This window comes from Mucilaginibacter calamicampi, from assembly GCF_042676765.1.
Classification (GTDB): domain Bacteria; phylum Bacteroidota; class Bacteroidia; order Sphingobacteriales; family Sphingobacteriaceae; genus Mucilaginibacter; species Mucilaginibacter calamicampi.
This window is the reverse complement of sequence record NZ_JBHTHU010000009.1, coordinates 150,898-176,351: the sequence shown is the minus strand read 5'-3', so window position 1 is coordinate 176,351 and position 25,454 is coordinate 150,898. Positions and strand designations below refer to the sequence as shown.

Annotated in this window: 25 protein-coding genes; 17 read left to right on the top strand and 8 right to left on the bottom strand. The window is 42.1% G+C overall.

Features of this window, described 5'->3' with window-relative positions; translation table 11 throughout:
* Nucleotides 1–29: 29 nt before the first annotated feature.
* Nucleotides 30–1,070 (bottom strand): UDP-3-O-(3-hydroxymyristoyl)glucosamine N-acyltransferase, encoded by a 1,041-nt coding sequence (gene lpxD / locus ACFQZS_RS12850; protein WP_377100840.1) that lies wholly within the window; start codon nt 1,068–1,070, stop codon nt 30–32.
* 120 nt (nt 1,071–1,190) lie between these two features.
* On the bottom strand, nt 1,191–2,426 hold the full coding sequence (locus tag ACFQZS_RS12845; RefSeq protein ID WP_377100838.1) for an HD domain-containing protein: 1,236 nt from the start codon (nt 2,424–2,426) through the stop codon (nt 1,191–1,193).
* 171 nt (nt 2,427–2,597) lie between these two features.
* On the opposite strand from ACFQZS_RS12845, the gene porX reads away from it, so the two are divergent.
* From porX to ACFQZS_RS12820, 5 genes are read left to right on the top strand one after another with little or no spacing between them, the layout of a single operon-like run.
* Entirely contained in the window at nt 2,598–4,151 is a 1,554-nt protein-coding gene (porX, locus tag ACFQZS_RS12840; RefSeq protein ID WP_377100836.1) for a T9SS response regulator signal transducer PorX, read from the top strand.
* Nucleotides 4,152–4,192: 41 nt separating this feature from the next.
* Nucleotides 4,193–4,420 (top strand): addiction module protein, encoded by a 228-nt coding sequence (locus ACFQZS_RS12835; RefSeq protein WP_377100834.1) that lies wholly within the window; start codon nt 4,193–4,195, stop codon nt 4,418–4,420.
* Nucleotides 4,421–4,732, top strand: a complete 312-nt coding sequence (locus ACFQZS_RS12830) for a type II toxin-antitoxin system RelE/ParE family toxin (RefSeq protein ID WP_377100832.1) — start codon at nt 4,421–4,423, stop codon at nt 4,730–4,732.
* Nucleotides 4,733–4,786: 54 nt separating this feature from the next.
* Nucleotides 4,787–5,203, top strand: coding sequence for a tRNA (adenosine(37)-N6)-threonylcarbamoyltransferase complex ATPase subunit type 1 TsaE (gene tsaE, locus ACFQZS_RS12825; protein ID WP_377100830.1), 417 nt, complete (start codon nt 4,787–4,789; stop codon nt 5,201–5,203).
* A 39-nt stretch (nt 5,204–5,242) separates the two neighbouring features.
* Nucleotides 5,243–6,469 carry an alanine dehydrogenase gene (locus tag ACFQZS_RS12820; RefSeq protein ID WP_377100828.1) on the top strand — a complete coding sequence of 409 codons (1,227 nt, stop codon included), beginning with the start codon at nt 5,243–5,245 and terminating at the stop codon, nt 6,467–6,469.
* Between the two features lie 16 nt (nt 6,470–6,485).
* Here the strand turns inward: ACFQZS_RS12820 and ACFQZS_RS12815 are convergent, their stop codons facing one another.
* Nucleotides 6,486–7,076 carry a hypothetical protein gene (locus tag ACFQZS_RS12815; protein ID WP_377100826.1) on the bottom strand — a complete coding sequence of 197 codons (591 nt, stop codon included), beginning with the start codon at nt 7,074–7,076 and terminating at the stop codon, nt 6,486–6,488.
* A 78-nt stretch (nt 7,077–7,154) separates the two neighbouring features.
* Between ACFQZS_RS12815 and ACFQZS_RS12810 the strand changes: the two genes are divergently transcribed.
* The 7 genes from ACFQZS_RS12810 to ACFQZS_RS12780 all read left to right on the top strand — a co-directional run bounded on the left by ACFQZS_RS12810 (nt 7,155) and on the right by ACFQZS_RS12780 (nt 13,849).
* Nucleotides 7,155–8,111 carry a YihY/virulence factor BrkB family protein gene (locus ACFQZS_RS12810; protein WP_377100824.1) on the top strand — a complete coding sequence of 319 codons (957 nt, stop codon included), beginning with the start codon at nt 7,155–7,157 and terminating at the stop codon, nt 8,109–8,111.
* A gap of 75 nt (nt 8,112–8,186) precedes the next feature.
* Nucleotides 8,187–9,407, top strand: coding sequence for an aspartyl protease family protein (locus tag ACFQZS_RS12805; RefSeq protein ID WP_377100822.1), 1,221 nt, complete (start codon nt 8,187–8,189; stop codon nt 9,405–9,407).
* A 478-nt stretch (nt 9,408–9,885) separates the two neighbouring features.
* Nucleotides 9,886–10,584 (top strand): hypothetical protein, encoded by a 699-nt coding sequence (locus ACFQZS_RS12800; RefSeq protein ID WP_377100821.1) that lies wholly within the window; start codon nt 9,886–9,888, stop codon nt 10,582–10,584.
* A 10-nt stretch (nt 10,585–10,594) separates the two neighbouring features.
* Nucleotides 10,595–11,458, top strand: a complete 864-nt coding sequence (locus ACFQZS_RS12795) for a glutamate--tRNA ligase family protein (RefSeq protein ID WP_377100819.1) — start codon at nt 10,595–10,597, stop codon at nt 11,456–11,458.
* 103 nt (nt 11,459–11,561) lie between these two features.
* Complete coding sequence (gene lipA, locus ACFQZS_RS12790; protein ID WP_377100817.1) at nt 11,562–12,440, top strand: lipoyl synthase; 879 nt, start codon at nt 11,562–11,564, stop codon at nt 12,438–12,440.
* Between the two features lie 25 nt (nt 12,441–12,465).
* A complete protein-coding gene (locus ACFQZS_RS12785) occupies nt 12,466–13,017 on the top strand; it encodes an RNA polymerase sigma factor (RefSeq protein ID WP_377100815.1) in 552 nt (183 codons plus the stop codon).
* 7 nt (nt 13,018–13,024) lie between these two features.
* A complete protein-coding gene (locus tag ACFQZS_RS12780) occupies nt 13,025–13,849 on the top strand; it encodes an anti-sigma factor (RefSeq protein ID WP_377100813.1) in 825 nt (274 codons plus the stop codon).
* A gap of 296 nt (nt 13,850–14,145) precedes the next feature.
* Here ACFQZS_RS12780 and ACFQZS_RS12775 read toward each other — a convergent pair whose 3' ends face one another.
* Nucleotides 14,146–15,651 (bottom strand): NAD(P)H-hydrate dehydratase, encoded by a 1,506-nt coding sequence (locus tag ACFQZS_RS12775; protein ID WP_377100811.1) that lies wholly within the window; start codon nt 15,649–15,651, stop codon nt 14,146–14,148.
* A 42-nt stretch (nt 15,652–15,693) separates the two neighbouring features.
* The gene (locus ACFQZS_RS12770; protein WP_377100809.1) at nt 15,694–16,209 is read right to left on the bottom strand and encodes a GNAT family N-acetyltransferase; all 516 of its coding nucleotides are present in this window, start codon (nt 16,207–16,209) and stop codon (nt 15,694–15,696) included.
* A 36-nt stretch (nt 16,210–16,245) separates the two neighbouring features.
* Here ACFQZS_RS12770 and ACFQZS_RS12765 point away from each other — a divergent pair, with 36 nt between their 5' ends.
* The 4 genes from ACFQZS_RS12765 to infB all read left to right on the top strand — a co-directional run bounded on the left by ACFQZS_RS12765 (nt 16,246) and on the right by infB (nt 21,615).
* Nucleotides 16,246–16,659, top strand: a complete 414-nt coding sequence (locus tag ACFQZS_RS12765) for a hypothetical protein (RefSeq protein ID WP_377100807.1) — start codon at nt 16,246–16,248, stop codon at nt 16,657–16,659.
* 145 nt (nt 16,660–16,804) lie between these two features.
* A complete protein-coding gene (locus ACFQZS_RS12760) occupies nt 16,805–17,275 on the top strand; it encodes a ribosome maturation factor RimP (protein WP_377100805.1) in 471 nt (156 codons plus the stop codon).
* Nucleotides 17,276–17,350: 75 nt separating this feature from the next.
* On the top strand, nt 17,351–18,586 hold the full coding sequence (gene nusA / locus ACFQZS_RS12755) for a transcription termination factor NusA (RefSeq protein WP_377100803.1): 1,236 nt from the start codon (nt 17,351–17,353) through the stop codon (nt 18,584–18,586).
* An 80-nt stretch (nt 18,587–18,666) separates the two neighbouring features.
* Nucleotides 18,667–21,615 (top strand): translation initiation factor IF-2, encoded by a 2,949-nt coding sequence (infB, locus tag ACFQZS_RS12750; protein WP_377100801.1) that lies wholly within the window; start codon nt 18,667–18,669, stop codon nt 21,613–21,615.
* A gap of 158 nt (nt 21,616–21,773) precedes the next feature.
* On the opposite strand, the gene ACFQZS_RS12745 is transcribed toward infB, so the two are convergent.
* The gene (locus ACFQZS_RS12745; protein WP_377100799.1) at nt 21,774–22,376 is read right to left on the bottom strand and encodes a hypothetical protein; all 603 of its coding nucleotides are present in this window, start codon (nt 22,374–22,376) and stop codon (nt 21,774–21,776) included.
* 391 nt (nt 22,377–22,767) lie between these two features.
* Here ACFQZS_RS12745 and ACFQZS_RS12740 point away from each other — a divergent pair, with 391 nt between their 5' ends.
* Nucleotides 22,768–23,946, top strand: a complete 1,179-nt coding sequence (locus ACFQZS_RS12740) for a TlpA family protein disulfide reductase (protein ID WP_377100797.1) — start codon at nt 22,768–22,770, stop codon at nt 23,944–23,946.
* A 6-nt stretch (nt 23,947–23,952) separates the two neighbouring features.
* On the opposite strand, the gene ACFQZS_RS12735 is transcribed toward ACFQZS_RS12740, so the two are convergent.
* The gene (locus ACFQZS_RS12735; protein WP_377100796.1) at nt 23,953–24,729 is read right to left on the bottom strand and encodes an enoyl-CoA hydratase/isomerase family protein; all 777 of its coding nucleotides are present in this window, start codon (nt 24,727–24,729) and stop codon (nt 23,953–23,955) included.
* Nucleotides 24,730–24,734: 5 nt separating this feature from the next.
* Nucleotides 24,735–25,157, bottom strand: coding sequence for a cobalamin B12-binding domain-containing protein (locus ACFQZS_RS12730; protein WP_377100794.1), 423 nt, complete (start codon nt 25,155–25,157; stop codon nt 24,735–24,737).
* Nucleotides 25,158–25,454: the final 297 nt, after the last annotated feature.

Sequence of the window (25,454 nt, the reverse complement as noted above, 5' to 3'; positions counted from 1 at the left end):
GCCCTATAATGACCAAGACTATTGACTAATCAATCTGCCTTGCGCAGTTCTGCTATTATTTTTTCTAATTCAATAACTCGTCTTTCTAACTCGGGTAATCTTTGCAATACAACGTTAGAACGCATGTTACTGCTATACGCAAATGCAGGCGAGCCCGCTAACTTTGTGTTTTCTTCTTTTATAGTCCTGCTTATTCCAGACTGAGCCTGAACTTGTGTGCCTTTGGCAATGGTTATATGCCCTACTACACCTACCTGTCCGCCTAATATCACATTTTCAGCCAATTTTGTGCTGCCTGATATACCCGTTTGGGCCGCAATAACCGTGTTTGAGCCAATATCAACATTGTGGGCTATCTGTATCAAATTATCCAACTTGGCACCTTTGCGTATTATGGTTGATCCCATGGTAGCCCGGTCTACAGTGGTATTGGAGCCAACCTCTACATCATCTTCCAGAATAACGTTGCCAATTTGCGCTATTTTGGTGTAAGTACCATCAGCGTTAGGTGCAAAACCAAAACCATCGCTACCAATTACAGCACCGGAGTGTATTGTTACATTGTTACCTAAAACGCAATCAAAATAAACTTTAACATTAGCAAAAAGCGTGGTATTTGCACCAATGCCGGCATTATCGCCAATGTACGTATGCGGATATATCTTACTATTATCGCCAATTTTTACCCCGGCACCAATGTAGGCAAAGGCTCCTATGTAAACATTTTCGCCTAAAACCGCGGTTTCGTGAATAAAGCTGGGTTGCTCTATACCTTCTTTATGCAGCTTATAGGTATTATACTTTTCAAGCAAAACTGTAAAAGCACTATAGGCGTTTTCTACACGTATTAGTGTGGCCTTTACCGGCCCGCTAAGCTCAAGGCTATCATTTACAATAGCAATTGACGCGTTGGTGGTGTACAGATACTGCTCATATTTGGGATTAGCCAAAAATGTTAAGCTGCCCGGCGTAGCCTCTTCTATTTTGGCCAGTTGGCTAACTGCGATAAGAGGATCGCCCTCAACTTTTCCGTTAAGTATAAACGCTATATCCTGTGCTGTAAACTGCATTGCCGCAAATTTATATTATTTAGTTGTTAAAGATTAATGATTGAAGATTAAAGATCGGTTTTGTCATATAACTTACCAAAATACTAAGCCGGCAAGTCACTAATCTTCAATCTTTAAGCGCTAATCTTCAAACATCAGATCCTTACTGTAACAAAGTATATACTTCTTAACTGTTTTAGCCAGGGCTTCCAGATTAGAGTTATCACTTGCAGCAGTAATATCAATTATCTTATCGTTTTTCAACAAGATACGTATGTTGCCGTCGCCGGGTTGATAGGCATCGTTACGTATCGAATCAGAAAAAACAAAATAACCTGCTTCTGCTTTTGATATTTTATATTTATTGACGGCTTTTTCTATTAACTCATCAATATATCCCTTTGCAACAGGCTGTGCTGTAACATCAACATGAAAAAGCTTGCGTTGCACAAAATCTGTACAAAGTTTTGCCAAAACAAAATCTTCATTGGTAGCCCAAACTTTCACTGCCGACATGATATCTGTATCATCCAGTGCCGTAAATATCTCCAGATGATGATCAGCCTCCATCAACGCATCGCTGGTTATTTTATTGGTAAGCAGGTATTCCAGGGCCGGTGTAGCAAAAAGCCGGCTGCCTTGCTCAACCAGCTCCCTGCTGCGTTGCAATATCTTAACAAGCAGCTGCTCTGCGGCTATTACCGTTTTATGCAGGTATACCTGCCAGTACATCAGGCGGCGGGCTATTAAAAACTTCTCTACCGAATAAATTCCCTTCTCCTCAATAACTATATGCCCGTCTTTTACATTCAGCATTTTTATTATCCTGTCAGAACTTATAACGCCTTCGGATACCCCGGTGAAAAAGCTATCCCGGTTCAGATAGTCCAACCTGTCCATATCCAGCTGGCTTGATACCAGTTCGTGCAAAAAGCCTTTCGCGTAAGTCCCTTTAAAAATGCTTATTGCGGTGTTTAGCTGCCCGGTAAACTGCTGGTTTAACCTATCCATCAACATAACGGAAATATGCTCGTGCGATAGCCCTTCAACCAGTGTATGCTCTAACGCGTGCGAGAAAGGGCCATGCCCAACATCATGTAGCAGAATTGCTATGGTTACGCCTTCTTCTTCATCAGCAGTAATCTCATGGCCTTTTGAGCGTAGTACCTCTATAGACAACTTCATTAAGTGCATTGCACCCAATGCATGGTGAAAGCGGGTGTGTAACGCGCCCGGATAAACCAAATGCGTCATACCCAACTGCTTTATATACCTTAGGCGTTGAAAGTACGGATGTTCAATCAGGTCGAACACCAGGTCTGATGGTATGGTGATGAACCCGTAAACCGGGTCGTTAATTATCTTTCGCTTGTTCAAATGCAGATTATATGTTGCAAAAATGCCAAAATAAATAAACTGATTAACACGGTTATGTTAATTTATGTTAATTGCATGGTATTAACCGTAACAAATTACTTGCTTTGGGGTTAAATTACAGATTAAACGCTGTTTAAAACAGTTACTTTTATTTGATTTATACAATATACGATGCAGGATACTACCATACTTTGGGCCGATGACGAGATTGATCTGTTAAAACCACATGTGCTTTTTTTAAGTGAAAAAGGCTACAAGGTAACCACGGTTACCAACGGCCATGACGCTATAGAGGCTTTTACCAAAGATTATTTTGATCTGGTTTTTTTAGATGAGAATATGCCCGGCCTCACCGGTATTGAAACGCTGGCGCGCATTAAAAATATTAATAATGATGTGCCTATAGTTATGATCACTAAAAGTGAAGAAGAGTATCTGATGGAGGACGCCATAGGATCAAAAATTGATGATTACCTGATAAAGCCTGTTAACCCAAAGCAAATACTCCTCACCATAAAAAAACTGACTGAAAACAAACGCCTGGTTACTGAGCGCACAACCATGGCTTATCAGCAGGATTTCAGGAACCTGGGTATTACCCTGAATGAAAGCCTTAGCTACCAGGAATGGGTTGATGTTTACAAGAAACTGATATACTGGGAGCTGGAACTGCAGCAACTGGAAGATGCAGGCATGCACGAAATACTTACCCTGCAAAAGGCCGAGGCCAACACACAGTTTTGCAAGTTTGTTGAGAAGAACTACCTGGGCTGGATAAAAAACCCGGATAATGCGCCAACCAATTCAAGTCAGCTTTTTAAAAAGAAGGTGTTTCCTAAACTGGATGGCAAAGGCCCGCTGTTTTTTATACTGATTGATAATTTGCGTTTTGACCAGTTCAAGATCATCAACCCTATCATCTCAGAATACTTCCGTTTAGAGGAAGAGGATACTTACTACAGCATTTTACCTACAGCAACGCAATATGCCCGTAACTCTATATTTGCCGGTTTAATGCCGTTGGAAATGGAAAAGCGTTTTCCGGACAAGTGGCAGAACGATGAGGACGAAGGGGGCAAGAATTTGTTTGAGGCTGATTTTTTAAGTGATCAGTTAAGTCGCGTTTTACGTAAAGATGTTAAGCACTCTTACCACAAAATATTGAATATTGATGAAGGGCGTTCGCTAAATGATTCCGTAAACAATCTGATGAAGAACGACCTGAACGTTGTGGTTTACAACTTTGTAGATATGCTTTCGCATGCGCGTACCGATATGCAGATGATACGCGAACTGGCGAGCGACGATGCCGCTTACAGGTCGCTTACATTATCATGGTTTGAGCATTCACCGTTGTTTGATCTGCTTAAGTTTTTAAGCCAGAAACAGGCGCGGGTAATAATTACTACCGACCATGGCACCATCCGCGTTAAAAAAGCAAGCAAAATAATAGGCGATAGGAATACCAACACCAATTTGCGCTACAAGCAGGGCCGTAATCTTAACTTTAATCCGAAGGATGTTTTTCACATTCGCAACCCGCATGATGCTATGCTGCCTAAGCTACATGTGAGCTCAAGTTTTGTTTTTGCTAAAGAGGACACTTTTTTTGTTTATCCCAACAACTACAACCACTTTGTTAATTTTTATAATGAAACCTTCCAGCATGGCGGCATCTCATTAGAAGAAATGATCATTCCGGTGGTTACTTATGGGCCAAAGTAATGTTGATTATTTTGCTTAATTTTGAATAAAGGTGTACTACTATGGATACTGCCAAGATTAATATACAGATAAACTTCCAGCAGATTGTCAATGCTGTAAAACAACTCAGCCCTGCAGAAAAACTAAAGTTAAATGAGTTAATTTGGGATGAGAGCAATACTATTCCTTTGGAGCATCAACTGTTAGTTTCGGATCGCATTAAAAAAGCCAGGAAAAATCCTGAAAGCATGCTGGATTGGGATGAAGCTTCGAAAACGCTACTGCCATAAATGACTTCGTATAAGATAAAGATCAGCCCAGAAGCTTTATCAGATATTCAGGAGGCTAGTAATTGCTATAATAAACAAGTCCCTGGATTGGGTTCCCGCTACCAAAAAAACGTGAAACAACAAATTGAAATATTAAAGAAACGCGCAGAGGGTTACAGTGTGCGCTATGAGGATGTTCACTGTGTGCTGGTGAAGAAATTCCCATTTTTGATTCACTTTACTATTAACAAAGAAGCTCATTTTGTAGAGGTGTTTGCTGTTTTTCACACAAGTCGTAACCCCACGATATGGCACGAGAGAAAAGGAGAATAATATTCTTATTTTTGACACTCATATCATGCAATAACGATTTGAATTAGAACATAAGTGACGTTAACAGCCACATCCCTTTCTGATCTCCCTACCATTGCGCAACAGCTTCTAAGTTACGCCGGAGATACACGTATATTTTTATTTCATGGTGATATGGGCGCAGGCAAAACTACGCTGATAAAGTCGGTTTGTGCTGAATTAGGTGTAGCAGCCTCCGTTAGCAGCCCCACATTCGCTATAGTAAATGAATATGAGCGTGCAAAAGATCGTATTTATCATTTTGATTTTTACCGCCTTAAAAATCAAACGGAGGCCCTGGATATGGGATGTGAAGAATATTTTTACTCTGGCGACTACTGTTTTATTGAATGGCCGGAAAAGATTCCGGATATGCTCCCGGCTCATTATATCAATATAACCATCAGCGTTTTAAATGACGCTACCCGGACGATATCATTTGAAGCATTTTAATGTTTTTTTCTTATCTTCATCGGCCATAAATAACGCGTTATGAGTTCAGGGAAATACAGTGGGTTCTCAGATGTAGCCAAACAAGCTATGATGCAACCTCAGGAGTCAATGCTTGAGGTAAAAAACAAAAAAAACAAACTATACATAGGTATTCCCAAAGAGGTCTCTTTTCAGGAGAACCGCATACCACTTACGCCATTGTCTGTAGCCTTGCTGGTAAACAACGGGCACGACGTTATGCTGGAAAGCAACGCCGGAAAAGCCGCAAAGTTTTTAGATAAGGATTATGCCGAACAGGGCGCGCAAATAGTATTCGAAACAAAAAAGGTTTACGAGGCTGACATAATCATTAAAATAGCTCCGCCTACCCTGCAGGAAATTGAGCTGATGAAACCCGGTCAGATCTTAATATCCGCACTGCAGATCTCAACCATGAAAGCCGAGTGCCTGCAGGCTATGATGGCGAAAAAGATAACCGCTTTGTGTTTTGAGCATCTGAAAGACGAGGGCGACTCTTTGCCGGTGGTACGCGCTATGAGTGAAATTGTGGGGGCAACCTCTATTTTGATAGCCGCGGAATACCTGAGTAATATTTTTGGTGGTAAGGGCCTGATGTTAGGTGGCATTACGGGCGTTCCGCCTACAGAAATTGTTATTTTAGGTGCCGGCACCGTAGGCGAATATGCTGCCCGTACAGCCATATCCCTCGGCGCTGAAGTGAAGGTTTTCGACCCATCAATCTATAAGCTTCGCCGCCTGCAAAATAATATTGGCGCAAGGGTATTTACATCCGTTGTACAGCCTATTGTATTAGAAAAAGCTATCACCACCTGTGATGTGGCTATTGGTGCCATGCGTGCCGAAGATGGCCGCAGCCCTTGCATCGTATCAGAAGCTACAGTAAGCCGCATGAAACCCAACTCGGTAATTATTGATGTGAGCATAGATCAGGGTGGCTGTTTTGAAACATCCGAAATTACCAACCATACCCATCCTGTTTTCCGCAAGTACGATGTTATCCACTATTGTGTGCCCAATATAGCATCGCGTGTTGCACGTACGGCAACCTATGCGCTTACCAATATTTTTGCCCCTATTTTACTCGATATAGGCGAACAAGGCGGTATAAAGAATGTAATATGGCAAAAAGCGGGCGTACGGGAGTCTGTTTATATCTATCAGGGCAATCTCACTAACAAGTACGTTGCCGAACGTTTTTCCCTGCCATGCAAAGACCTTGATCTATTGATCGTATCGCACCATTAACCTACTGCAAAGCTTACTAATGACTATTTGTAGGGGGAACAAATGATGGGTAAAAGCTCTCCAAAATATATTGCTGAGGTATTTCTGTTGAATGCTGTTTTTTACCGTAATGACTTATAAAAAGGTCAACTTTACCGGAGTTGGCATTTAAAGTAACAGTAAACATAAGGTCATTATCATTAGCGGCTACACCAGAAAAAGGCGACGCGGCCCCTAAAGCGGAGAGCAAGGGTATAACATTATTATATTTGGCCACTACCAACACTTTATTACCCACAAAATTCTTTTTTATCTTGTCGGCTAACGCTTTGATGCTATCAGCATAAACACGCGGAAGTATTTTTGCCTTCTGGCCTAATACGTCGGCAGTTTGTTGCGCTGCCTTAGTTTCGTCAATATAAATGGCCTGTAACTTTTCGCGTTTTAATATTTTAGCCAACTCCTCCGCGCGGGCCTGCCCTGCCGAATTTAAAACATCCTGCTTGCCCGTTTCAGCATGCATTACAATCCAAACGCTGGTTTTCTGCGCAAGGGCATTAAAATTGCTTAGCAATAAGCAACAAATTATAACAGTAAGTATGCGTATAGAAGAAACGTATCTTTTCATGAGCAAAGAAGTATATTTAAAAATTCATGCGTACTATACAAATATATCTCATTTAAAATGATAATTAATAAAGAGTATATGAAAAGATTCTGGAAGGTTTTAGTTGCAACGTTTACCGGCTTTTCTGATGATAACGGGTTAAAGCTGAGCGCTTCTTTAGCTTATTATACCGTATTCTCTATAGCACCATTGTTGTTTTTGTTGATAGCTATAGTGGGGCTTTTTCCAATGGCAAAGGGCGATTCGCTTTACCAGGATCTGGGCAGATTTGTAGGTAAAGACGCCGCTACGCAACTGCATACTACCGTAACAGCATTAAAACTTAGCGGTAAAAGCACATTGGGGTTTGTATTGGGTATTGCCACGCTTATGCTTGGTGCAAGCAGCATATTTATTGAGATACAGGACTCGTTGAATACCATATGGCGGGTTAAGGCTAAACCCAAAAAAGGTTGGGTAAAAATGCTTCAAAACAGGTTTCTTTCCTTCTCACTCATTATCAGTTTAGGCTTCCTGTTGCTGGCGTCGCTGTTGATAAACTTACTGGTGGATGCTTTAAGCGCCCGCATTGAACACTTTTTACCGGCAATAACCGGGCTGTTATTAAAGGGGGTTAACATGGCGGTTGAGGCCATCATAATCTCTATACTGTTTGCCATCATATTTAAATTTTTACCTGATGTTAAGATCAGATGGAAAGATGTACGCATAGGCGCTTTTTTTACTGCCGTACTCTTTATGTTGGGACAATATTTAATTGGCATATACATACAATACACAGCCCAGGGATCAGTTTACGGGGCTGCCGGATCACTTATCGTTATTTTAGTTTGGATCTACTACACATCGGCCATTCTATACATTGGCGCGGAGTTTACACAGGTATACGCCGAAGCTATAGGCAGTAAAATTGAGCCTGCCCCATACGCCGTGTACGTTAAACAAACAGAAGTTGAAGCCGTAGTTAAGGAGTTGCCTCCGCAAAATCCGCAATTGGAGGGTAAACTTAAAACCCCTACAGACAAGGGTAACTAATTGTAAGTTAGGTTAATTCCTTTTTGCTCATTAAAATTTGTAATTTTAATAGCCAATTATAATTATCAGTTAATAATGTCGCGGGCTGTAAAATATAACACCCTTTTATTTTTATTGACGCTTATCTGCTGCGCTTCATCAGCATGGGCGCAGCAATTTGACATTATCGGTAAGAAAAATCGCGTATCTATCAACTTCAAACTGATACGCAGCATGGTGGTTGTACCGCTAAAAATAAACAGTAAAGGGCCCTACAATTTTATACTCGACACGGGTGTCGGGTTGATGCTTATTACCGATCATAAGCTTATTGATTCTTTGAATATTGCAAATAAACGCACCATAACAATAGCCGGATTAGGCGAGCGCGACAATTATGAAGCCGTAATTGCCCCATTGGTGAATATTGACATCGCCGGTAAATTGGTTAGCCGGGATGTATCAGCGGCTATATTAAAAGAGGATTTTTTTGGGCTATCTAATTATGCCGGTATACCCATCCATGGTTTGCTTGGGGCCGATTTTTTTAAAAAACTTGCCGTAAAAATCAGCTTTGTAGATAGCACGCTGGTAATCACCCGGCCAGGCGGCATGCATATTTTCAGGGGGGCAGAAAAAATACCCATAACTGTAGAGGAGGGCAAGCCGTATATAAAAACCCAGGTTACTTTAACCAACGGAAACAAAAAAACCAACAAATTATTAGTTGATCTGGGAGCGGGGCATCCTGTGTCATTAGAAAAAATAACCACTCTGCCACAAAAATCAATCAAAGCGAATTTAGGCGTAGGTTTAAACGGCTTAATTGACGGTCATTTAGGGCGTATAAGCAGTATAGCCCTGGGGAAATATAATATTAACAGCGTAATTGCTTCCTTCCCCTCTGACGACCCATCATTTAAAATATCTGTACAACGCGATGGCAGCATAGGCGTGGGGATACTTAAGCGGTTTGACATTATATTCGATTATCAAAATAATCTGATGTATTTAAAGTCCAATATGTATTTCAAGCTTCCTTTTGAACATGACATGACAGGAATAAGCTACCATGCCAATGGAGAAAATTTTGAACACCTGATAGTTGAAAAAGTTGATGAAGGTTCAGTTGCCGAAGAAATGGGCATACAGGTAGAGGATGAAATAGTATCAATAAATTTAAAGCCAGTTGGCAAAATGAATATGCAACAAATTGACGATCTGCTTAAATCAAGAGACGGGCGCACACTTCTGCTGGAATTATACCGCGATAAAACAACCGAGAGGGTATTGCTTACTTTAAAACGAAGGATTTAACCTGCGTTTATATTATTTTAACTGACTTATATTTTCAAAAAAAGCTGTTTGCAGATCAAGTAGCGACCGGACATTGATTTTTTCGCCATACATATCGAAGCATAAAAATTTTGAATTCTTTTGATCACCGGATTTGCTTTTTTCCAGTAAATTAAATGTTTCAAAAAAATAATGATTGGTTGTTACCTTGCTTCGCTTATTGGTTTGGGAAGTGTTTAATCTGAATCCGATGGCATTTAGCCATTTGTGCACTTTGTTGTGCAAGTTGCCAATATTGTTCATAAGAGAGATTGTTTTATGAATTTAACGAAAAATTAAAAGATATGTTTCATCAAAAACACCTCATTTATAAACAGTTGTTAAATATCTCGCTCCGTGACGTTAAATTAATATATTTAAAAGAAATGACGGTTAGCCATAAGGCTTGGCTATCGCAATACACAAACACAATAAAATAAACCCCAATAAAAACTTATATATGAAAGTAAAATACCTGCTGTCAACTTTATTATTTACCACGCTAATCATTGCATCGTGCGGCAAAACCGGCCCCGACGGACCTAAAGGTGATACCGGTGCTGCCGGGCCTCCGGGTGCCACCGGCGCGACAGGGGCTTCAGGCGCTCCCGGCCCGCAAGGGGCTACAGGAGCCACCGGCGCAACAGGGGCAACGGGGGCTACAGGAGCCGCCGGCACAACAGGGGCCACCGGGGCTACAGGAGCTACCGGTGCTGACGGGCCACAGGGAGCGACCGGACCGGCCGGTGCTGACGGAAAAGATGGTGCTGATGGAAAAGATGGTGCCGACGGACAAAGCGCCGTTGTAGCCAACTATCTTTTTACTAATAAAAGTGTAGTGCTGGTGGGCAATACCCGTTTCAATTTACCGGCTATTACCCAAAGCATTGTCAATACAGGCATTGTATTGGCTTATTTTAGAAATACCGGCACATCTACATCATGGAATGCCTTGCCATATAATGAAGCGGGAAATACGTTAAGCCTCACGTCGTATGGGGTTGGTTATGTTGACGTTAAGGCCAACTTTGCTGCTTCGGGCCTTGATTTTAGGTTTGTTATTATTCCGGGCACATCACTAACCAATATGATGGCCAATAACCCCGGGCTTAATTTGAACAACTTTAACCAGGTACAGGCAGCTTTACATATTAATTAACAGCGCCTTAATGGGCAAACAATTTAAATTAACAAGGATTGCGCCTACGCCAAGCGGGTATCTGCATTTAGGAAATGCCTACTCGTTTGCGCTTACCGCGGCCATTGCTAACCAAACCGGAGCTGAAATTTTATTGCGCATAGACGATCTTGACCGTGAAAGGACAGAGACAGCGTACGTAAACGACATTTTTGAAACACTCAGCTTTCTGAATATCGCGTGGCAGCGGGGGCCGTCTAGTTTGGATGAGTACATAAATCAATGGTCGCAGTTATTGCGATTGAGCATTTATCAGCCGGCCCTTGATAAATTAAAGCAAAGCGGTAACATTTTTGCATGCTTATGCTCGCGCAAACAACTGCAAACTGCCGGATATGAATGTAACTGTGCTCAATTAAATGTCCCGCTTGAAACCGCGGGGGCTGCATGGCGTATACTTACTGATGACAGGGTTTTATTCATCAATACGCTTACAGGGGGCACAATAAATTTGCCATTGCCTGCAGATATGAAAAACTTTATCGTGAGGAAAAAAGATGGGTATACGGCCTATCAATTAACATCCCTTATGGATGACATTCACTTTGATGTAGATCTCATTGTACGGGGCGAGGATCTTTGGCCCTCTACCATCGCCCAACATTATCTCGCTGCTGTTTTGGATATAAATGCATTCAATCAAATAACTTTTCATCACCACAAATTATTACTTGCTGATAGTGATGCAAAGCTTTCAAAATCGACAGGGGCAACATCAATTCAACACTTGCGTAACCAAGGCCTGTCATCTGATATGGTTTATGATAAGTTGGGTCAGATGCTTACCCCGAAAATAAAACTGTCTCAATGGGCCGATCTATCGTACAACTTTTAGTTGTTTCTCAGCACTAAAAGCTCTAAATATGTTTACATCAACGTTCTGTAATATTTACGCACGCCATTAAAACCGTTAAAAGGTTTTTAACTACTTTTGTACCATGATAGAATTGCCGGTAGTTCCAGCTAATCAACAAACGCGTAAGCCAGACTGGCTAAGAGTAAAGCTTCCAACCGGGAAGGAATATGCTCATGTACGTGGTTTAGTTGATGATCATAAATTGCATACTATTTGCGAAAGCGGCAATTGCCCTAATATGGGCGAGTGCTGGGGTGCCGGTACCGCTACCTTTATGATCTTAGGTAACATATGCACCCGGTCATGCTCATTTTGCGCCGTAGCCACCGGAAGACCGCTGGCAGTAGACACCGATGAGCCGAACCGCGTTGCTAATTCGGTTAAGCTAATGCAGGTAAAGCATTGCGTTATAACATCTGTTGACCGCGACGACCTAAAAGACGGTGGCTCAATCATTTGGGCCGAAACTATAAACGCTATCCGCCAGCAAAGCCCGGGCACCACTTTAGAGACTTTGCTACCTGATTTTAGAGGTAATTGGGATAACCTGGCGCTGGTGCTGGCAACACGCCCCGAGGTGGTATCGCATAACCTTGAAACCGTAAGGCGCCTTACCCGCGAGGTACGTATACAAGCAAAATACGACCGTAGTCTTGAAGCGTTAAAGCACATATCACAGGCTGGTTTACGTACAAAATCGGGCATTATGCTTGGCCTGGGCGAAACAGAAGCTGATGTTTTAGAAGCTATGGATGATCTGCTTACCGCAGGCGTACAAATTTTAACATTAGGCCAATATTTACAGCCTACACGCAGTCATCATCCCGTGGTTGACTGGATACATCCGGATCAGTTTGCCTTTTATAAGGAAGTTGGATTAAGCAAGGGTTTTAGATATGTAGAGAGCGGGCCGCTGGTACGCTCGTCATATCACGCTGAAAAACACCTGTTTGAAATCTGATATTTCCTTTATATATTCACCCCCGTTGAGTAGAAAAAGCAAAATATCCCTATCAGAAGAACAGCTGGTTTTGGCCTTACAAAACCGCGAAAAAATAGCTATCGAGGCATTGTACGATATGTACTCGGCCTCGTTATATGGCGTAATTTCCCGCATAATTAATGATACCCCTACTGCCGAAGATGTTCTACAGGAAACCTTTGTAAAAATATGGCATTCCTTTGCTGCCTACAGCCCTGATAAGGGCCGTTTGTTTACATGGATGGTAAATATTGCCCGCAATTTGTCAATAGACAAGCTTCGCTCCAAGGATTTTAAAAATCAGAACAAAAACCAGGAGATAGAAAATAACGTAACTTTTATAGACGAACAGCGCAATACGGTTTACAAACCCGAGCTGCTTGGAATAAAAGAAATGGTGCAAACGTTAAAACCGGAGCAGCAGGCTATTCTTGATCTGGTTTATTTTAAGGGATACACCCATGTGGAAGCTGCCGAAGAATTAGGCATACCATTAGGCACCATAAAAACCCGCTTAAGAACGGCAATAATTGAGCTGAGGAAATACTTTAATTAACGCTTAGTTGGACGATACAAAAGCATATATTGAATCTGGAATACTTGAGTTGTATGTTTTGGGGGATGGAAACCCCGAAGAGCGCGAACAGGTAGAGCAAATGGCTGCTGCTTATCCGGCTGTAAAGACGGAGTTGCGCGATATAGAAGCCGCGCTTGAGCTTTATGCCGCCGAGAATGCCGTTGAACCCGCAGAGCAACACAGGTATAAAGTATTGAACAGCCTGGTTACCAATTTTGCCGACGACAGTACCTTCCGCTCAAAAAAACCCGACGTTGAAACAAAAGTAGTTTCGCTCCCTGAGCGCTCAACCGGTAATTTTTATAAGTATGCCTTTGCAGCCAGTATTACGCTGTTAATTGGCAGCCTGGTTGCCTTATATAGCACGTATAATAAACTGCAAAACAGCAATCAACAGTTGATCGTGCTTAATTCACAAAACACAAAGTTCAGTAAAACCATCAACCATATAGATGAAGAGCTTGGCGTTTTCAGGGACTCTACCTTTAAATTACTGAAGTTAAAGGGAACACCCAAAATGCCCTCAGCACAAATGACGGTGGTCTGGAGCCCTGTTAAAAAGAAGGTGATGATAGACATGGTTGGCATGCAATTGCCAGACAATGATCAGTCGCACCAATACCAGTTGTGGGCCATTGTTAATGGCAAGCCTGTTGATCTGGGCGTATTTGACAAAAGCAATGCTGACGCTACAGACATGAAGCCTATGAAACCCGTTGAACAAGCCGTAGCATTTGCCGTAACGCTTGAGCCCCGCGGCGGCAGTGTTAACCCCACCATGAGCGAAATGATGGTTATCGGTCAGTTCTGACCCTCTCTTTTTTAATTAAAAATCAGTTCCTTTTTCTGGCTTTTGGCAAAAAATTGTCAAAAAAATCATTTTGCGTGTAATTTTTATGCCTTACTGTGCTGTAATTAGCCAAAAGAAAGTGCAAACCGCTACTAATGATCTTTTTAACACATTTTTTTACAAAAAAATACTATTTATTGTAACGAAGCGTATATAAATGGTGTCTTATAGATATACCAGCAAAAGAGTATTAGTTCTTTATAAGATCAGTTAATATGTTTAGAGAAACGGATGTGTGATACTCGCATCCGTTTTTTTTATGCCATTAATTTTGACATTGTTGCCGGCAGCCTTTGTATTACCTGAGTTGGCATAACCACATTGGCGCGATTAGGTAAGGCCAGGTCATCACCTGCTTTACCATGAATATAAACACCTAATATACACGCATCTTCGGGCTGATATTTTTGCGCCAAAAGGGATGTTACTATACCGGTTAAAACATCGCCCATACCGCCCGTAGCCATGGCAGGATTACCTGTAGAATTGAAATAAACACGCCCCTTCGCTGTGGCTATAAGCGTATAATCGTTCTTCAAAATAATATTGATATTCAATTCGGCTGCTTTGGCACTTGCCGTTTGCATGCGTTGCCACCAGTTAGCATGTTGGCCAAACAGCCTGTCAAACTCCTTCATATGCGGCGTTAAAACGCTTCCTGCGGGCAGTTTATTTAACAGGTGAGGAGTTTCTGCTAATAAATTAAGCGCGTCCGCATCCACAACAATGGGCTTGTTAAAATGCTCAAGTGTTTCTGCGAGTAACTTAAGCGCGTTATCCTTTTTGCCCAGCCCTGGTCCAATGCCAATGGCGTTATACTTATCCCAATCAATTTTGGGGGCTTGGTTTTCTTCACGAATAATAGCCATTATCTCCGGCTGTGCGCTGTTCAACGCAACCAAACCGCTTTGCGGGATGCAGGCAGTTGTAAGGCCCGCACCCGTAAACAAACAAGCCGAAGCACTTAATAAAGCTGCACCCATAGTTTCAGGTTCGCCGGCTATAATTAAAGCATGGCCATAAGTTCCTTTGTTGCTGAATTGCGTACGTGGTTTAATGATCGCTTTTGCATCTTTTTCTTCAACAAACTGATAAGGTGAGTTAAGCGAATTAGTAAACTTTTCGTCGAGGCCGATATTTACTGCCTTCCAGCAATGTATGTAGGGCGCGGATTCGGGCAGCAAGAAATTGATCTTGGGCTGCTGAAAGGTAATAACCACATCCGCCTTTATCACCGTTGCATCTGGTGTTATCTCACCATCAGCAAAAAAACCTGTAGGGATATCAACAGCCACCACATTAGCTGATAAGCTATTGATGAACTTCGCGAGCCGTTCATAATCGCCCTTAAGCGGCTTGTTCAGTCCGCTGCCCAATAAAGCGTCAATAATAACTGAAGCAGTCTCGCCGGCAAAGTCAACGCCTGGCAAAAGCTCTAAAATGTTAATTGCTGACTTCTGGAGTCGTTGCAAATTAACATCAAAATCAGGCGTAGTTTTTTCGGCATAACGCGCTACTTTAACATTCAGGTTAACATAGCCATGTTCAAATAATATACGTGCTATAGCTAAACCATCGCCACCGTTGTTACCTGTACCGCAGTAAACGGCGATACCCTGCTTTTTATCCGGAAAATGATTTACAAACCAACCTACAAATGCTTTGGATGCGCGCTCCATCAAATCAACAGAACTTATGGGTTCATTGGCTATAGTATAAGCGTCGGCCTGGCGGATCTGTTGGGCGGTTAATAAAGGCAGCATATTAGATCAATTTGATTTTGACGGCTTTTGTTTTAAATATACCTAAAGCGGGTGCAGCGTAAACAAATGCTCATCCAAAATTTCCCCATCCTTTACAACCGATCTGGGCAATATACCCTGTTTAATAAAACCTGCTTTCTCCAACACCCGCATTGATGCCGGGTTATTACCAAGTGTATTGGCCTGTATGCAAACAATATCCAGATGCGTAAATGCGTAGTTGGTAATCAATTCGACAGCTTCGGTAATTATCCCCTTGCCTCGATGAGCCGGGGTTATCCAGTAACCCAACAAAGGGGTTTTGCGGTAAATATCTTCCCGCATATCAACACTTATTACACCCACAACTTCGCCGTTTATATCAATGGCAAAATTGGTAATGGGCTCTTCAATTATTTTTATGCTGATAAAATACTCCGCATCGGTAATAGTGTAGGGGTAGGGAAACCGGTCTAACAGGGTAGCAGATACGCTTCTGTCATTAGCATGCTTCTGAAGCGAGTTGGCATCGTTAGCCCGCCAGCGCCTCAACACAAAGTTATTTCCGGTTAATTGCATGCCATAAAATTAGTAATATTACACTATCACAATCAGATGAAAAAAATATATCCCCTACTGTTATTACTTTATTTCGGTTGCAGCAAGCCCCAACCCGTTAAAATAAAGGCGGAACTGGTGGCAAAAAAAAGCATACTGGCCATAAGCGGCCTCGACTCGGTTATATTAAATGACATTGCCCGGGATAGTATTGCCAATTGGCAAAGTGTTTTCCCGGTTTACCGCATGCCCGTTGATACCGATATGAAAGATTACCAGAATGAGCAGCCGGGTAACTATTGGGTAAACAAAGGCACCCTGTTTTTTCAACCCGACACCGCGTTTAAACCACACCAACCCTACTTTTTACGCTACTATGATCACTCTACCGGGAAAGAGGCCTGGGATTACATCAAAAACAATAACCAAAAAGGCGCCACAGCCTATACAGACCTTACATTTACACCCTAATGGTATTGATAATCAAATATTAATTATTATATTTGCATCGAATAAAAAAAGAGGGGGCCGTTTGCCCCCTCTTTTTAGTTAACAATAATTTTTTATTCGCGCATTTACTGCATAAAGTTGATGCGGGATATTAGTGTGGCAGAATATGAATATTGAAAAAAGGGTTGCCGAACTTGTTGCTGAGAAGATAACCGAGATTGAACGCCCCGACCTGTTTTTAGTAAGTGCAAACCTGTTATCAAACGGTCAGCTTATTATTCTGGTTGATGGCGATAGCGGGATAGGGATAGCTGAATGTGTACAGATAAGCCGTTATGTTGGCTTTAAACTGGAAGAGGAAGATGTTATTAAAACCGCTTACAACCTGGAGGTTTCATCGCCGGGCATTGATACGCCTTTAACAATGGCGCGCCAGTACACTAAAAATATAGGCCGCAACCTGGCCATTAAGATGGCTGATGGCAGCAAGCGCGAAGGCAAGTTGAACGGGCTTACAGAAGACGCCTTATTAATAGAAGAACAAATAAAACAAAAAGGGAAAAAGGCTGAAATTATTGAAAGCGTTATCCCTTTAGATAATATAACCGAAACAAAAGTTTTAATATCATTTAAGTAAGAACCATCGTGAGCTACAAAAATCAACTCGCTCATGATAGCTTCATTACCTTAAAGAACAACAATTCAATGAAAAATGAGCAATATTAATTTGATCGATTCCTTTCAGGAATTTAAGGATTTCAAGAACATTGACAGGCCCACAATGATGAGCGTGCTGGAAGACGTTTTCAGAAGCATGATCCGTAAAAAATATGGCACAGACGAAAACTGCGACGTAATTGTAAACACCGACAACGGTGACCTGGAGATATGGCGCACGCGTGTGGTTATGGAAGACGGATTTAGCGAGGATGACGACCTGGAGATTGAATTAGCAGAAGCTAAAAAATTGGATGAGGACCTGGAAGTTGGTGATGATTATGTGGAGTTGATCACTTTAGAAAGCTTTGGCCGCAGGGCTATTTTAGCTGCCCGCCAAACACTGGTTTCAAAAATTCTGGAACTGGAGAAAGATGAGATCTTCAAAAAATATAAAGACCGCGTTGGCGAGATCGTTACCGGTGAAGTATACCAGGTTTGGAAAAAAGAAACTTTGGTATTAGATGATGAAGGCAACGAGCTTTTATTGCCTAAAACTGAGCAGATCCCTGCCGATTACTTTAAAAAAGGCGACAGTGTTAAAGCCATTGTTTACAAGGTAGATATGCTTAACGCTAACCCTAAGATCATTATATCACGTACAGCTCCTGAGTTTTTACAGCGTTTGTTTGAACTGGAAGTGCCCGAGATCTTTGACGGTTTGATCACCATTAAAAAGATCGTTCGTGAGCCGGGCGAGCGTGCTAAAGTTGCCGTTGAATCATATGATGACCGTATCGATCCGGTTGGTGCCTGTGTGGGTATGAAAGGATCACGTATACATGGTATAGTACGCGAATTGAAAAATGAAAATATCGACGTAATAAACTTTACTAACAATATTCAGTTATATATACAGCGTGCTTTATCGCCTGCAAAGATCACTTCTATAAAACTGGATGACGAGAAAAAAACGGCGGCGGTTTATTTAAAGCCAGATCAGGTATCATTGGCAATCGGTCGTGGTGGCCACAACATCAAATTAGCGGGCAAGTTAACCGGCTATGAAATAGACGTTTACCGCGAGGCTGATGAGCATGATGAGGACGTGGATATTGAAGAATTTGCAGACGAAATTGACAGCTGGATATTAGACGAGTTTAAACGCATAGGCCTGGATACTGCAAAGTCAGTATTGGCACTATCAGTAAATGAGCTGGTTAAACGTACAGATCTGGAAGAAGAAACCGTTAAAGATGTGCTATCGATATTAAAGGCTGAGTTTGAATAAAATAATATAAGCCAAATTAAAATCGTATTTTTGCATTATTAAGCAGGGAAAGACTTATAAAACAAGAGAAAGAGTAATAAATGTCCGAAGACAAATCTATTAAGTTAATTAAAGCAGTAAAGGAACTCAACATTGGTATGGGTACCATTGTAGACTTTTTAGCCGGCAAAGGCTTTAAAGTTGAAAAGCAGCCAATGGCTAAGCTTAGCAATGACATGTACAGTGCCCTTTTGAAAGAGTTTGCTGTTGACAAAAGTATTAAGGAAGAAGCCAAACAGATCAGCATAGGCAAGATCAGGAAGGAGGACGCAGGGTTTCCTGCCGATAAACAGCCTGAGGTACGCCGTTCGCGTGGTGATTTTGAAAATGAGGAGATCCTTATTAAAAATGCGGGGCAGTTTAACGCTCCTGCGGCTCAACCTAAGCCGGCACCGGCACCCGCAGCACCTGCTGCAGAACGCCCGGAAAGCCAAAATCAGGATGCACTTCCTGGTGTAAAGGTGGTTGGCAAAATAGATTTGAACAACTTACACGCAAAACCTCCGGTAACTGAAAATAAGCCTGAACCACAAGTTGAAAAACCTGTGGCAGAAGAAGTGAAACCTGTTGCACAGCTCGAAGCTGCTAAGCCGGCGGAGCCAGAAGTGGTAAAACCACCTGTGGCAGAAGCACCTCCGGCTGTTGCACCCGTTGCTGAAAAAGCCCCGGCTGCGCCTGCACCAACGCAAAAACCAGCTGCTACACCTGAACCCCAGGCAGAAGCGGCCAGTGAAGATAATGAAGTTATTCGTGCTAAAGCAGAACGCCTTAGCGGACCAAACATTGTAGGTAGAATTACCCTGCCCGTTAACGAGCCTAAGCGTAATCCGGTGGCATCGTCGTCAAACACCAATGCCGACCACAAACGTAAACGGAAGCGTAAAGAGGGCGGCCCTAACCCGCAACAAGGTACAGGCACACCAGGTACTAACCAGGGTGGCGGACAAGGAAATAACAACAACAATAATAATCGCCCGGACTTTAGAAATAACAGGCCGGGTGGTCAAGGTGGTGGTGTAGGTCGCCCTGATTTCAGGAACCGGAATGCTACACCTTCTACGCCGAAAGAAGAACCGACTGAAAAAGACATACAAGACCAAATAAAGGCCACACTTGCCCGTTTAAGCGGCGCAGGTAAATCTGGTAAATTTGCTCAGCGTGCTAAGTTCCGCCGTCAAAAACGTGATGATGTAGCCGCAAATGCTGATGAACTGGCAATGGAGCAGGAAGCACAATCAAGAGTGCTGAAAGTTACAGAGTTTGTTACGGCAAATGAGCTGGCTATAATGATGGACGTACAGGTAACGCAGATCATTTCAACCTGTATGAGCCTGGGTATGTTCGTGTCTATCAACCAAAGGCTTGACGCTGAAACATTAAGCATTGTTGCCGAGGAATTTGGCTACAAAGTGGAGTTTGTTAAGCCACAGGATGAAGAAGCCAACCTTGATCAGGAAGATGAACCGGAAGATCTAATACCACGCGCGCCTATTGTAACCATAATGGGCCACGTTGACCACGGTAAAACATCATTGCTTGACTTTATACGCAAAACCAACGTAATAGGCGGCGAAGCAGGTGGTATAACCCAGCACATTGGTGCTTATGAGGTAACCCTTCCGGGAGATAAAGGCAAAATAACATTCCTGGATACACCGGGTCACGAGGCGTTTACCGCCATGCGTGCAAGGGGTGCACAGGTTACAGATATTGTAATTATAGTTATTGCTGCAGACGATAGCGTGATGCCGCAAACCCGCGAGGCCATAAACCACGCGCAGGCTGCAGGTGCCCCTATCATCTTTGCCTTTAACAAAATAGACAGGCCAGGGGCTAATGCTGATAAAATACGTGAGCAACTGTCTGCCATGAATATTTTGGTTGAAGAATGGGGCGGTAAATACCAAACACAAGAAATCTCAGCTAAATCAGGCTTAAATATTGAGCTGCTTTTAGAGAAAATATTGCTTGAAGCTGAATTGTTAGAGCTTAAAGCTAATCCTAACAAACGTGCTGTAGGTACAGTAATTGAAGCCGCTTTAGATAAAGGCCGTGGTATTGTTACCACGATATTAGTACAATCAGGCCGCCTTAAAGTGGGCGATCCGATATTAGCAGGCTGCTACAGCGGTCGTGTTAAGGCACTGACCAATGAGCGTGGCCAGCGGGTTGAATCTGCAGGACCATCAACACCGGTACAGGTTTTGGGTATGCAGGGCGCACCAACAGCGGGCGATAAATTTAACGCGTTAGAAAGCGAAGTTGAAGCGCGCGAAATTGCAAACAAACGTATGCAGTTACAACGCGAACAAGGCTTACGCACACAGAAACACATTACCCTTGATGAAATTGGCCGCCGTTTGGCAGTTGGTAACTTTAAGGAGCTTAACCTGATTGTTAAAGGTGACGTGGATGGTTCTATCGAAGCATTATCCGATTCATTATTGAAACTTTCAACTGAGCAGATCCAGGTAAACATTGTATCAAAAGCGGTTGGGCAGATCTCTGAGTCAGACGTATTATTAGCTTCGGCTTCTGACGCGATCATCATCGGTTTCCAGGTTCGCCCTTCAGGCGGTGCACGTAAACTGGCAGAGCAGGAGCAGATAGATATCAGGTTATACTCCATCATTTACGATGCTATCAACGAGATAAAAGCGGCGATGGAAGGCATGCTTGCGCCTGAGTACGAAGAGAAAATTGTTGCTAACGTTGAGATCCGCGAAACCTTCAAGATCAGCAAGGTGGGTACTATTGCAGGTTGTATGGTATTGGATGGCAAGATCACCCGTAACAGCAAGATCCGCATAGTGCGCGAAGGTGTAGTTATTTACACCGGCGAACTAGCTTCGTTAAAACGTTATAAAGATGATGTTAAAGAAGTTGCTACAGGTTACGAGTGCGGTTTGAACATCAATAACTTTAATAATATTGAGGTAGGCGACATTGTTGAAGCTTACGAAAATGTAGAAGTTAAGCGTAAGTTGTAAATAAATAAGATAAAATAATGAAAGCCGCCTTGTTGAAAGGCGGCTTTCTTTTTTACCGTTTACTTTGCCAGATGACTTATTCCATTTTCTGATGGTAACAAATCCAATATTCTATAAAGAACAGCAAAAGCCACTTCTTATAATATTAAATTTACGCTTCATTTTCCTGGGAGTTTATCAAAAAGTGATGGAGATCCCAGATCGCTTATATCATATTTATCTGGTGTAAACATATCCATAATTTTATCTAATTCTGTCTCCGGCTTAATGGCATGAAACTCCAACGCGTCTGCTTTACCGTTATAAAATGCAGCCACTCGCAACAGATATTTAAAAGCGCGAAAAAGAATTTGCACCAAAAAGATCAATATAGCAGTCGCGCTAACTCGAACAGTTATCACATTTGCTGGATCTACAACTTTTACAGAATCTACAGGATGAATTAAAACGTAAAACCCCGCTATAATGACAAGTAAGGTTGCAATGAAGACTATAACCGATATATTGTTGAATAATACTGCTCTTAAACGTAATTTTTTAACTAGTTTAACGGAGCTATCATTTGCTATCCATTCATGATTGTCGAAAATTATAAATGGGATTAAATTAAATGGTATCACCAACAATAAACCTATCACCAGCAGCAAAACTGTGGCAAACGAAAGCCATGCGATAGGTGATTGTTGGTTAACCAGGTAGTGCTTTGCAAGCATAACAATTATTGCAATGGCAATTGCAATCAATCCTATTTTAACTTTCATAAATGGTTCAGGATGAGTGTTTGTATAAAAATACGTAAATATTTATCATTATTATATAGCTGCATATAGTATCCATTTAGTGTTAATAATATAACAATATTAAAGTACACCACATTGTTGAAGCTCACGAAAATGTAGAGGTTAACGTAGGTTGTAAGCTTACTAGAATTATAAAGGCCCTTCGTAATGAAGGGCCTTTTGTTTTGGATATAATTGCGTCTGCTCGAGCCAGATTCTCTATTTGCTCTTATGATTATCTCCAACGGGAATATCTTCGTCCCATTTTTTACATATAACTCAACTGAAGCTTCCGGTAAAACAGCGCCAATGTTAAAAATGCTGTAACCATTTAACGCTCAAGGAGGTCTTGTAAAGAAAACCAACAAAAATTATGAAAAAAGCCTTTTTGTATTTCCTTTTCTGTTGCTATGTAATTAATAATGCAAATGCCCAGGCAGGCAAGGCCCCCGAAGCATGGCTCGCCATGACGAATAAATTAGCATCGCTTAAATCTATTGCTTATACGTATAAGCACGAGACCAATAACATCAAAGACAACTCTTACGATACGCTGATGGCGACCTGTTACCTGGATTTTAACTATGATGATGAACAAACTATTTCTAAATTCAGAATAGAATCAGATAAGATCATTTCAATATTCAACGGAACAGAATTATTTACTTTAAACAAGGCCAGCAAAACCTACTCGCTAACCGAACAGGCTAGTCAACGCTTATTCTCTAATCGTTCATTGTTTCAGAATTCTCTGCAAACCTTGCGTAACGCGGCAAACCAAATTACAGCTAACGACGGTATTATTAAAACGCAAAGGGACACAGTTATCAACAACAAAACCTATAAGCTGGTACAAATGGATATGTTCAAAAAAACGCTTTCGTACGCGGTAGATCTGATGCAATTCACAAAGGATGTAACCGTTTACTACAAAGTAATTATAGATCCTGCTACCTGGTTGCCCTATCAGGTATTAAATAGTAACAGCCTATCCAAAGAGGGTTACAACACAAAGACTGTCTTTAGCGATATAAACACTAATCCTGTTAAACCCGATGAGTATAGCTGGTATTACAGCACCTATCAAAACGAATACAAGCCAGAGAAAAAAGAAGCACGCTCCCCCTTGATCGCCGCGGGTTCTAAAATGCCTTTGGATTGGAGCTTACCTGAATATACCCAAAAAGCAAATCCTGTTTTTAAAGGCGATGGCTTAAAAGGCAAGCTAATTCTTTTTGATTTTTGGATAATGAATTGCGGCCACTGTATAGAATCTTTGCCGGTACTTAAAGAATTACAGGCTAAGTATGGTGGCGACAAATTTCAATTGATCAGCATAAACGCGTATGATAAAAAGCAAGAGATAGACGCTTTTTATAAACGCGAGCGACCCCAATATAAGATACTGTATAATGGCTCCGCTTTTGCCAAAAGTTTAGGAGTATTCGGTTATCCAACATTTATTTTAATGGATGGAACAGGCAAGGTGCTTTTATCAAGCGAGCGTATTAATCATCCTATGATTGAACCGCTTATAAAAGCTAATCTTTAACGATGCTTACTTCCCCTTAAACTCAGGTTTCCGCTTTTGCAAAAAAGCGGAAACACCTTCAAGTCTGTCTTCAGTGTCAAAGCAATTGGCAAACCCGTTTATTTCAGTCTCAAAGCCTTCCGCGCTGCCGGCCGCATTTATGGCTGTTATTGCTGATGCGATGGCTAGTGGAGCCCTGGTTAACATCTTTTGCATAATATCCTCCGCTTTAGCCAACAGTTCATCCTGGCTAACTACATGATTAACCAGGCCAAAAAACTGAGCTTGGTCTGCGGTCATCATGTCGGCGGTCATTATCATTTCAAAAGCTTTGCCTTTGCCTATAAGGCGCGTTAAGCGTTGTGTGCCGCCGTAGCCGGGTATCAGCCCTAAGGTAACTTCTGGCAGGCCCATTTTGGCATTCTCAGAAGCTACGCGGATATGGCATGCCATAGCCAGTTCCAATCCGCCGCCTAAGGCAAAACCATTAACGGCCGCGATAACCGGTTTGCTGCCGTTTTCAATTAAGTTGAAGACATTGTTATGCGCGTTGCGGGCCATTGCTTCTGCGCCTGCTTTATCCAAACCTTCCAGCTCACTTATATCTGCCCCGGCAACAAAGGCTTTAGCTCCCGCCCCGGTAATAATAATACCGCCAACGCCGTTGTCGGCAAAGGCAGCGGTAAAAACGGCATTAAGCTCGCGCAATGTTTCCGCGTTAAGGGCGTTCATTTTGCTCTCGCGGTTTATAGTGATATGTAGTATGCGCTCCTTCTGTTCAGTAAGTAGGTTATTGTAGCTCATCTTAATTAAAAATTACGATGCTGATGCACCCATTGGGTAATGTATTCAACTATATCATGCGTGCTGGTTCCGGGCGGGAAAAGTTCGCCAACGCCCAATTCCTTCAGCGCTGCCCGGTCGTCTTCAGGAATAATGCCACCCCCCGTTATCAGTACATCATCCATTCCTTTTTCCTTTACCAGTTTGATGATCTTCGGAAAAACCGTCATGTGCGCGCCGGAAAGAATAGATATGCCGATAGCATCCACATCCTCCTGCAAGGCTGTATTTACCACCATCTCGGCAGTTTGCCGTAAACCGGTGTAGATCACCTCCATACCCGCATCGCGCAATGATGTAGCTATAATGCGTGCGCCACGATCATGCCCGTCAAGGCCTACTTTGGCAACAAGTACACGTATAGGGCGGTTAAAGGGTGAGGTGCTCATTATTATGCAAGATAAGGATAATGTACTGAGATGGGAACAATGAAATGTTTGCTAAGGGAAGCACCTACGGAGCTTAATTTAAACTATTGGTATTTTCTACAAACAGGTAGCTCCTACGGAGCAAAATTGACAGGCAGAGCGTATACAACCACGGGTTGTATTGGCCATTTTCAAGCGTTTTTGTATAAATAAAGATGCGAAGCAACTAAATAAAACTTTATAAATCAACTACTTGCATAATCAGGTGTATATCAATTAAAAATAGTGTATACCTGTATACGGCTACACTTTGCAATA